General features: G+C 48.7%; 8 protein-coding genes and 2 pseudogenes. 2 read left to right on the forward strand and 8 right to left on the reverse strand.

The genetic code is table 11. The annotated features are described in order from the left end of the window. Nucleotides 1-257: pseudogene (locus LRY47_RS03555) on the reverse strand (Ni/Fe hydrogenase subunit beta); the annotation flags it as partial. Nucleotides 258-342: 85 nt separating this feature from the next. On the opposite strand from LRY47_RS03555, the gene LRY47_RS03560 reads away from it, so the two are divergent. Together LRY47_RS03560 and LRY47_RS03565 are read left to right on the forward strand one after the other, a co-directional pair. Further along, nucleotides 343-1,116, forward strand: coding sequence for a threonine/serine exporter family protein (locus LRY47_RS03560; RefSeq protein ID WP_295222662.1), 774 nt, complete (start codon nucleotides 343-345; stop codon nucleotides 1,114-1,116). A gap of 2 nt (nucleotides 1,117-1,118) precedes the next feature. Further along, nucleotides 1,119-1,580 (forward strand): threonine/serine exporter family protein, encoded by a 462-nt coding sequence (locus LRY47_RS03565; RefSeq protein WP_295222664.1) that lies wholly within the window; start codon nucleotides 1,119-1,121, stop codon nucleotides 1,578-1,580. A 90-nt stretch (nucleotides 1,581-1,670) separates the two neighbouring features. Here LRY47_RS03565 and LRY47_RS03570 read toward each other — a convergent pair whose 3' ends face one another. The 7 genes and pseudogenes from LRY47_RS03570 to ilvD all read right to left on the reverse strand — a co-directional run. Continuing rightward, nucleotides 1,671-2,954, reverse strand: coding sequence for an O-acetylhomoserine aminocarboxypropyltransferase/cysteine synthase family protein (locus LRY47_RS03570; protein ID WP_295222665.1), 1,284 nt, complete (start codon nucleotides 2,952-2,954; stop codon nucleotides 1,671-1,673). Between the two features lie 53 nt (nucleotides 2,955-3,007). Then, entirely contained in the window at nucleotides 3,008-3,430 is a 423-nt protein-coding gene (locus LRY47_RS03575) for an Rrf2 family transcriptional regulator (protein WP_295222666.1), read from the reverse strand. Nucleotides 3,431-3,697: 267 nt separating this feature from the next. Continuing rightward, nucleotides 3,698-4,535: pseudogene (locus LRY47_RS03580) on the reverse strand (CsgG/HfaB family protein). Between the two features lie 151 nt (nucleotides 4,536-4,686). Next, complete coding sequence (gene ilvC, locus LRY47_RS03585; RefSeq protein WP_295222667.1) at nucleotides 4,687-5,703, reverse strand: ketol-acid reductoisomerase; 1,017 nt, start codon at nucleotides 5,701-5,703, stop codon at nucleotides 4,687-4,689. A 136-nt stretch (nucleotides 5,704-5,839) separates the two neighbouring features. Further along, on the reverse strand, nucleotides 5,840-6,337 hold the full coding sequence (gene ilvN / locus LRY47_RS03590; protein ID WP_295222670.1) for an acetolactate synthase small subunit: 498 nt from the start codon (nucleotides 6,335-6,337) through the stop codon (nucleotides 5,840-5,842). Nucleotides 6,338-6,355: 18 nt separating this feature from the next. Continuing rightward, nucleotides 6,356-8,053, reverse strand: coding sequence for a biosynthetic-type acetolactate synthase large subunit (ilvB, locus tag LRY47_RS03595; RefSeq protein WP_366043185.1), 1,698 nt, complete (start codon nucleotides 8,051-8,053; stop codon nucleotides 6,356-6,358). Nucleotides 8,054-8,287: 234 nt separating this feature from the next. Then, the coding region (gene ilvD, locus LRY47_RS03600; protein WP_295222673.1) for a dihydroxy-acid dehydratase at nucleotides 8,288-9,925 on the reverse strand (1,638 nt) is incomplete at its 5' end.

Below are 9,925 nucleotides of genomic sequence, written 5' to 3' on the forward strand. Positions count from 1 at the left end.
TCTATCTCAACAAAAGCCTGCATGTTCTGCCCTTCGGTGGTATCATATTCCAGAAGGGTTTCGTGCTGCGGGAGAAAATATTTTTTCGGCGGCAGAATCGTCGGGATGTGGTCAAGACAGACCTCCGCCGGATCGGTTATAAAATCGAACGCAAAACTTTTGTCACCGCGTCTTGTGGGTGCGGCAACTTTATATGAGTTCATAAGAGCTTCAACGAAACCGCCGAAAAGCTCTTTTTTAAGCAGTACGTCTTTCATTAACTAAGCCTCGTCATTATTTGCAGATTATACACCAGCGTGACTTTAAATGAAACCTCATAAATGAATTGGTTCAGAGGTGACAATGAATACAGAGGAAACGACATTCAGCAGCAAACTTGAGAGATGCATACAGCTTGTGATATTCCTCGGCAGCCGACTGCTTGAGAGCGGCGCGGAGAGCAATCTCATCCGCGAACTGATGCTGCGCACCGCAAGAATAATGGGCGCGGACGACACGGAGATTTCCCTTTCCTCAAGCTCTATGGTGCTGACAATATACAAGAGCGGAAAATGGACGACATTAGCTTCCAGATGTCCCGAGCGCGGGGTGAACATGACCGTGGTCACACAGCTGCAGCAGGCGGTGGTACAGTGCGAGCGCGGTGACATATCCCGCGATGAGATGGAGGAGCGGATAAGAAACGTCAGCCGTAAAAGATACGGCAGATGGGGAACGGTTCCGGCAATCGGACTTTCATGCGCATTTTTCAGCCTGCTGGCAGGCGGCGACATCCCCGTTTTCATAACCACATTCATAGCGGCTTCCGTTGGCAAGCTGATTTTCATCACTCTTTCCAGAGACAGATTCAACCCGCTGATCGGCTCCTTTGCGGCGGCGCTCGCCTGCACTCTTCTGGCAGGGTTCGCAATGCTGAATCATTTCGGCACGGAACCTGAAACAGCAATATACTCATCCGTACTGATGCTAGTTCCGGGGTTTCCGCTGGTGAACTCCTTTTCCGACATGCTGAAAGGATTTAAAAACATGGGCGTGGCAAGGCTCGTCTCTGCAACACTGCTGACACTGGCAACAGCGCTGGGGATACTTTCCGCCATGGGAATTCTTGGGATATGACAATGGAAATATACAATATATTAATTAAATGCCTCTTCGCCGCCGTTCCCGCCGTCGGGTTTGCGGTTGCCTTCAACGTACCCGCAAAATACCTGAAATTCTGCGCGCTTGGCGGTGCTTTCGGATACCTTATCAGAGAACTGCTGATGAATTGCGGTGTGCAGATACCGCTTGCAACATTTCTCGCATCGGTGATAGTAAGTTTCTATGCCGTCCTCTGGGCGCAAAAGAGTATGGTTCACCCGCGCGTGATTAGCGTGGCATCTATAATTCCCATGATACCCGGAGTTTATGCTTACAAAACGATGATAGCTGTAGTGGAGCTTGCCGACAGAGGTTATGACATGAACATGATGCAGTCGGCAGTCGAGAACGGGTTAAAAACGTTTTTCATACTGGGCGCAATTGCCTTCGGGCTGGCGATCCCCGGTCTTCTTATTTACAGAGGCAAGCCCGTGGTATAACAAATACCGGAGCCTGAGCGTATCCCTATTCAAGTCCCCTCTTCCGCCCAGACTCACAGTATTCAAAAATTCCCGCTTAAGCAGGAGGTGTTACGCGTTTAAGGCCTGTTCAAGGTCAGCGATAATATCGCTCACATCCTCAAGCCCGATGGAAAGACGGATGAAATCGTCCGTTACCCCAGCAGAAAGCCTTTGTTCAGGCGAAAGCTGCTGGTGGGTTGTGCTTGCAGGGTGAATGATAAGCGAACGTGAATCGCCGATATTCGCAAGGTTTGAGAAAAGCTTAACGTTGTTAATGACCTTCTCGCCCGCTGCAAATCCGCCCTTAACTCCGAAACCTATGATGGCTCCGTAGCCTTTTGGCAGGTGTTTTTTCGCCCTTTCGTGGTCTTTGTGGCTTTCAAGTCCGGGATAGTTCACCCATGCCACCTTGGGGTGGTTCTCAAGATAAACGGCTACTTTCTGTGCATTTTCGCAATGTTTCGCGATGCGGAGCGTCAGAGTTTCAAGTCCCAGAATAATCTGATGTGAGTTGAAAGGGCTGATGCATGAACCCATGTCGCGAAGAAGCTGGACGCGTGCTTTGATGGCATAGGCGATGCCTTTCACAACAGCACCGTCGTGGTTGCCGAATGCTCCCCAATAGCTGAGTCCGTGGTAGCTGGGATCCGGTTCTGTCAGCTCGGGGAACTTGCCGTTCGCCCAGTTAAAATCGCCCTTTTCCACTATAGCGCCGCCTATGGAGGTGCCGTTTCCGCTGATGAATTTTGTCAGCGAGAACACGGCAATGTCCGCACCATGTGCAAAAACATCATATATGTGGGGCGCAACAGTGTTGTCAACGATAAGGGGAACCCCTATGCTGTGCGCCAGTTCAGATATTTTATCTATATCGTCAACGTTGTTTTTAGGGTTGCCGATAGATTCGATGTAAAACGCTCTGGTGTTTTCATCCGCCGCCTTAATGAAGTTTTCGGGATCGGATGAATCGACGAAACGTACCTCAATGCCGAGGCGTTTCAGAGTATATTTGAACAGGTTATATGTGCCGCCGTAAAGATTTGTGGTGCTTACGATGTTCTGTCCGGCTTCTGTGATGTTCAGGATTGAATAGGTTATCGCAGCCTGACCGGAGGAGAGTGCCAGAGCCGCCGTCCCGCCTGTCAGCGCCGCGAGACGTGCCTCAAGAACTGCCGTCGTGGGGTTTGTGATACGGGTATAGATGTTTCCGAACTCTTTAAGCCCGAACAGGTTAGCCGCATGTTCGTTTGATTTGAAAACGTAGCTGCTGGTCTGGTAAAGGGGTACTGCGCGGGAACCGTCCTCCCCGGGCGTGTATCCGAAATGAAGAAGCTGTGTGTCTGTGTGGCTCATAGTGATCTCCTATTTATATCATAGATTTTATGATATTTTTAATAAAAAAATTTTTAAATGATGTAGTTTAAAATCTTCGCATCATTTCTGCAGGATTCTGCAAGCTCAAGTAAAGTTGTGTTGTTGAGGTAATTAAATATAACTGCACGGAGCCCGTGCATATATTCCTTGAGCATACATTCGCCGGTGGTCACTTTGTCGCAGTCCACCATGACAAGTTCACCGTCAATAGCTTTGAATATGTCATAAACTCTGATGTCGGCAGGTGCTGATTTCAGAGAAAAACCGCCGTCTGCGCCGCGTTTTGACTCGACTATCTCCGCACTTTTCAGGTCGCCCAGAATAAGCTCCAGAAAACGAACGGGAATCCCGTGGGTTTCGGCTATCTTCGCCGCCCTGACAGGTCCTTTGCCGTAGCTTCCTGAAAGTTCAACCGCTGCAATAAGTGCGTAATAGCATTTTGCTGTAATTTTCATTCATCACCTTTATCATGATAATAGTGATGTTTATTCAGAAGTCAAGCAGGAAATTTTATGAAAGATAAAAAGGCGGTCGGAAAACCGCCTCAGGTTGTTGACAAAGTCGATAAAATGCGAGATCGCGTCGTCGTATGCACTCCTCGCGAAGACCTAAATTGCTGTCATTGCGAGGAAGCTGTATGCTGACGCGGCAATCTCATTAACTTTTGACAAGTTTGTCATCAGTCTGAAGGGGAGTGTGAACTCCCCTCAAAATTTGTATTATTATGATGCCTGATCCATTGCTGATGGTGCCGCCGGTTCGCTACTTGTACCAGTGGCATCTTCTGCAGGAGCATTAGGTACACCGGGTCTTGATTCTATTCTGTTCGCTGTAAAGGTGTCCGCCATATGGTTGGCGATTCCAAATACAACGTCACGGACAACAGAATCCAGAACAAGCGATTTAGAGATACTCCAGCCTCCGCCTGCGCCGACTGTTGCCGCCGCTCCGAATCCCCATGATGATTTAGAGCTGTCAGCTTTGAAAGACTTCGAATCCACAACCTCTGCTGTCATAGGGTTCAGTATGCTGAGGTCAAAATCCATACTGGCAGCTTCTTTTGTTTTGCTTACAAGACCGATTATCGGGATAAATCCTCCTGCAAGAGCGCCGCCTGATTTTGTTACATCTATTGATGTTATGGAACCATCCACAAACAGGTCTATCTTGGGCAGCTTAACTTCCTGACCTGTCATAGCGGCTATTTTTTTTGAGTTTTTCAATTTGTTCTGTATCAACAATATTAAAGCATTTTGTTTCTTTCAATGCATTGGAAAGCATGGATTTAACACCCTGTCCAACGTTCTGAACGCCACCAGAACCGGAAATAAGCTGAGAAAGCGCACTGATACCACCCTTTACATTGGAAGCATTGGTGCCATTCTGACATGATGCAGCTTTACACGGAATGTCGTTCACAACTACATTCAATACAGGTTTGTCAGGTGTCGCTGCAAAGCATTTAATGACTGGAATTTCAATCTTACTAACAACTGTTTCATCTGCAAAAGCGGTTCCAACCGCAAAAATACCTATTAATAATAAAGCACCTACTTTCATATACACCTCTAACCAAATGTGATATGAATTATTACCATATTGTTTAAAATTAGTAAATTACTTACTATATCCGAATTTAACTATTCTGATTTACATGTTAACAGTTTGAGGTGAAAAAGAAAGACGGGAGCGAAAGCTCCCGTCTGTATGATTAGTTTTTGGATTTGTCTACGATCTTGCTTTTGCCCAGCCAGCTCATCATGCCGCGCAGTTTCCCGCCGACCTCTTCGATCTGGTGTTCAGCGCCCATTCTTGTAAGAGCGTTGAATGTAGGACAGTTAGCTTTGTTTTCAAGCATCCATTCTTTAGCAAACTGACCGGATTGGATCTCATAGAGAACCTGTTTCATGTTCGCTTTCACTTCGGGAGTGATAACTCTGGGACCTCTTGTAAGGTCGCCGTATTGTGCAGTGTTGCTGATTGAATAGCGCATGTTGCTGATTCCGCCTTCATAGATAAGGTCGACGATCAGTTTAACTTCGTGCAGACACTCGAAATATGCCATTTCGGGAGCGTAGCCTGCTTCAACCAGAGTTTCAAATCCGTATTGGATAAGCTGTGCAAGAGAACCGCAAAGAACAGCCTGTTCGCCGAAAAGGTCGGTTTCAGTTTCTTCTTTGAAAGATGTTTCAAGAACACCAGCTCTTGCACCGCCGATTGCGTTTGCGTAAGAAAGAGCAACCTCACGGCTGTCGCCTGTGAAGTCCTGATAGATAGCAATAAGACAGGGAACGCCGGCGCCTTTCTGATATTCAGCGCGAACGAGGTGACCGGGACCTTTGGGCGCGATCATAACAACGTTAACGTTTTTCGGGGGTACGATCTGGTTGAAGTGAATGTTGAATCCGTGTGCGAAGGCAAGGTAGTTGCCCTCTTCCAGACCGGGAAGGATATCGTTTTTGTAGATATCGCCCTGAATTTCGTCGGGAGCCAGAACCATGATGAAGTCAGCCCATTTGCAAGCTTCTTTAACTTCCATAACTTTAAGTCCGGCGCCTTCAGCTTTCGCCCATGAAGCGCTGCCTTTGCGCAGTGCAACGCACACGTCAACGCCGCTGTCTTTCATGTTGTTTGTGTGACCGTAACCTTGGCTGCCGTAGCCGATAACGGCTACTTTTTTAGATTTGATAAGCTCAAGGTTGGTGTCTTTTTCGTAATAAGCCTTCATTATATAAACTCCTCCGAATTTAATTCAAATGTAAATCCCCCTTAATCCCCCCTTTATTAAAGGGGGAGAAAGAAGAGAAAAAAATCTTTATTCAACCTGACACCCCAGTAGTTTAAGGGACGTCGAAGCCTCAAAATTATTTCATTTCGCTGGTCATCTTGCTGCCGCGACCGATGGCTATTGCGCCGGTGCGGACAACTTCAATTATGCCATATGGTTCCATAACGTTCAGGAAAGCGAGAATTTTGTCGTTTGCGCCTGTCAGCTCAATAACCACGGATTCGTTCGTTATGTCAACGGTCTTTCCGCGGAAAGTGCTGACTATATTGAACACGTCAGGTCTTGTTCTCTGTGTTGCGTGTACTTTGACAAGTATCATCTCTCTTTCGATGTGATCCATTTCGGAAACGTTGCGGACACGGATAACGTTCACCAGCTTGCGCAGCTGTTTGATTATCTGTTCAACAACTCTGTCGTCGCCCATTGTGACGATGGTCATAATGGAAACGTTTTCGTCCAACGTTCTGTTAACGGAGAGGGATTCTATATTGTATCCCCTGCCGCTGAAAAGTCCCGAAATGCGGGAAAGTACGCCGAATTTGTTCTCAACCAGAACTGATATAGTATGTCTCATCATTGCAGTGTCCCTCCCTTATTTCTTCATCAGCAGCATTTCGCTGACGGACGCGCCCGCAGGTATCATGGGGAAAACGTTTTCGTTTCTGTCTACAGTGAAATCCATGAAAACGGGTCTGTCTTTTATCTTGAGAGATTCTCTCACTGCGTTTTCAACATCCTCTTTCCTGTCGATACGCATACCCACAGCGCCGAACGCCTCTGCCAGCTTAACGAAGTCGGGCTGACATTCGAGATTGCAATGGCTGAATCTGTCGTTGAAGAACATATTCTGCCACTGGCGTATCATACCGAGGTATCTGTTGTTAAGTATCGCTACCTTAACAGCTACTTTATTCTGAACAGCAGTTGTAAGCTCCTGAATATTCATCAGGATGGAACCGTCGCCCGCTATGTCGAAAACTTCCTTGTCGGGACAGCCGAGCTTCGCGCCTATTGCGGCGGGAAAGCCGTATCCCATCGTGCCGAGACCGCCTGAGGAGATGAACTGGTGGGGGCGTTTGAACTTATAGAACTGTCCCGCCCACATCTGGTTCTGACCGACCTCTGTACAGATGATGGCATCACCCTCTGTAACTTTATATATGGTCTCAACAACATACTGGGGCTTGATTATGTCTGCCGTGCGGTCGTAATCGAAGGGATGTTCTTTATCCCACGCCTTGATCTGATCGCGCCAGTCTTTTCTGGCGGAAGCGTTTTTGTCCCAGTTGAATTTATCAATTTCACCCAGAGCCTGTTTAAGAACAGCTTTGCAGTCGCCGACGATGGGGACTTCAATCTGAACGTTCTTGCTTATGCTCGCGGGGTCAACGTCGATATGAGCTATCTTTGCGTTGGGAGCGAAGCCGTCCAGACGTCCTGTGGAGCGGTCTGAAAAGCGTGTGCCTATGGCAAGGATAAAGTCGGGGTCGGAAACCGCCATATTTGAAGCATAGTTTCCGTGCATACCCAGCCAGCCAACGAAGTTTTCGTGAGTGCCGGGGAAACCGCCCAGTCCGAGGAATGAGGAGACAACGGGAACACCTGTTATCTCGCTGAACTTGACAAGTTCCTCGTTTGCTTCCGAAAGAACAACACCTCCGCCCATGTAGATAACGGGTTTTTTGGCGGATTCGAGCAGGCGGAGCATCTTTTTGATCTGTCCGAGGTGACCTTTGACGGTGGGGTTGTAACCTGTCAGGTTAACCTTTTCCGGCCATTCAAATTTTGCTTTCGCCGCCATAACGTCTTTCGGCAGGTCGATTACAACGGGACCGGGTCTGCCCGTTCTTGCTATGTGAAAGGCTTCCTTAATGACCGAAGCCGTCTCTTCGACGTTTGTCAGCATATAGCTGTGTTTAACTATCGGTCTTGTGATGCCTATGATATCCGCTTCCTGAAACGCATCGCCGCCGATAAGGCTTGTGGCGACCTGTCCTGTGAACACGACGAGAGGGATAGAGTCCATGTGCGCGTTTGCGATACCTGTAACAAGGTTAGTTGCGCCTGGACCTGATGTACCGAAGCATACGCCGACCTTGCCTGTTGCTCTGGCATAGCCTTCCGCCGCGTGGATACCGCCCTGTTCGTGTCTGGGGAGAATGTGGGTAATGTCTGAATCATAAATAGTGTCGTAGACACCGAGCAGAACGCCGCCCGGATAGCCGAAGATAAGATCGACACCCTCTTTCTTCAGTGATTCGATGAGGATCTGAGCACCTGTCATCATAATGTAACTCCGTAAAAGATATTTGACTGCCGACTTATGCAAACAAAGGGTCAAATCCCTCTGCCCACCTACTCCGGTACGACAGCCGTTTTATATCCAAAAGAAACTCCTACGACTCTGTCACAGACAGCGCGGTCGGAACCGGAGTTTGTTTTCCGGTATATTTCTTTTAAATGTCTCATAAAGCCCTGTTTTCACAGGGCTTATAAACTGTATAACATCGGTAAGACCGGGGTCTTACAGGTCTTCGACCTTGCAGATTGCGCCCTGTGCCGCGTTTGAAACACGGGCAGCATATTTAGCCAGATAACCCTTTTTGATTTTAGGTTCAGGCTTAACCCACGCCGCGCGACGCTTTTTAAGCTCTTCGGCGGGAACATCAAGATTAATCGTCCTGCCGGGAATGTCAATAACTATTTTATCGCCATCCTTTATGAGACCTATATCGCCGCCCTCAGCCGCTTCGGGGGATATGTGACCTATGCAGGGTCCTCTTGTGCCGCCGGAAAATCTTCCGTCGGTGATGAGGGCAACTTTGTTGAGTCCCTGTCCCATAATTTCAGCAGTGGGAGCGAGCATCTCGCGCATACCGGGTCCGCCTTTAGGCCCTTCGTAGCGGATAACGACTACCTGACCGTTAACTATCTTGCGGTTTTTGATAGCGTCCATAGCCGCCTCTTCGCTGTCGAAGCATACGGCTGTTCCTGTAAACTGGAGCATGTCGGCATTGACGGCTGACTGTTTAACAACTGCGCCGTCCTGCGCTATGTTTCCGCTCAGAACCGCGATACCGCCCTCTTTGTGATAGGGGTTATCCAGCGGTCTGATTATATCGTCATCATATACTATTGCTGCGTTAGCTATCTCTTTAACAGTCATTCCGCACACCGTGGGGTTGTCGTACAGTCTGTCGCGCAGTCTGTATTGGAAAGCCGCGATACCGCCAGCCGCGTCAACGTCCTCCATGAAGAACTCGCCGCCGGGGTTGATGCTTGTGATGTGGGGAGTGGTCTTGCTGTATTCGTCAAAAAGCGCAAGGCTGAAAGGAACTTTCGCCTCATAAGCAATAGCGGGAAGGTGCAGAGCGGTGTTTGTTGAGCCGCCAAGCGCCATATCCAGCATCACTGCGTTTCTGAATGCGTTTTCGTTCATGATGTCGCGTGCCTTGATATCTTTTTCCACCAGTTCGCAGATGGCAACGCCTGAATCGAAAGCGATGCGGCGTTTTTTGCCCGAACCTGCAAGCGCCATTCCGCAGCCGGGAAGTGACATTCCCATAGCTTCTGTGAGGCACGCCATGGTGTTCGCTGTGAACAGACCCTGACAAGCACCCTGTCCGGGGCAGGCGCACTGTTCGATGTTTTTCATCTCATCTTCGCTTATCTCGCCTGTGCGGCATTTCGCCATGTTCTCAAAGGTGTCTTTGATGAACGAGCGTTTCTGCATACGGTAGCTTCCGGTAGCCATGGGACCTGCGGTCACTACTATCGAAGGGATGTTCAGGCGTGCAGCCGCCATCAACATTCCGGGGGTAATCTTGTCGCAGTTGGTGAGGAATACCACGCCATCAAGTGCGTGTGCTTCAACAACACATTCTATCATATCGGCGATGGCGTCTCTTGAGGGGAGCGAATAGTGCATACCTATATGCCCCATTGCGATTCCGTCGCAGATGCCCGGCACACAGAAGATGGACGAGTGACCGCCGCCTGTGTGAACGCCTTTTTCAATGTATCTTTCAAGGTCTCTCATACCCACGTGTCCGGGGATAAGATCGGTGAAACTGGAACAGATGCCTATGTGCGCTCTGCCCATGCTGCTTTCCGGCATACCCGTGCCATACATAAGTGCTCTGGCGGGTGCTCTGTCTATGCC

The organism is Seleniivibrio sp. (assembly GCF_021209385.1).
Lineage (GTDB): Bacteria > Chrysiogenota > Deferribacteres > Deferribacterales > Geovibrionaceae > Seleniivibrio.

Excerpts from the sequence above, each read along its gene's own strand:
- LRY47_RS03575 (WP_295222666.1), bottom strand. The coding sequence starts at position 3,430 with ATGAAAATTACAGCAAAATGCTATTACGCACTTATTGCAGCGGTTGAA.
- LRY47_RS03560 (WP_295222662.1), top strand. The coding sequence starts at position 343 with ATGAATACAGAGGAAACGACATTCAGCAGCAAACTTGAGAGATGCATA.
- ilvC (WP_295222667.1), bottom strand. The coding sequence starts at position 5,703 with ATGAAGGCTTATTACGAAAAAGACACCAACCTTGAGCTTATCAAATCT.
- LRY47_RS03565 (WP_295222664.1), top strand. The coding sequence starts at position 1,119 with ATGGAAATATACAATATATTAATTAAATGCCTCTTCGCCGCCGTTCCC.
- LRY47_RS03570 (WP_295222665.1), bottom strand. The coding sequence starts at position 2,954 with ATGAGCCACACAGACACACAGCTTCTTCATTTCGGATACACGCCCGGG.
- ilvN (WP_295222670.1), bottom strand. The coding sequence starts at position 6,337 with ATGAGACATACTATATCAGTTCTGGTTGAGAACAAATTCGGCGTACTT.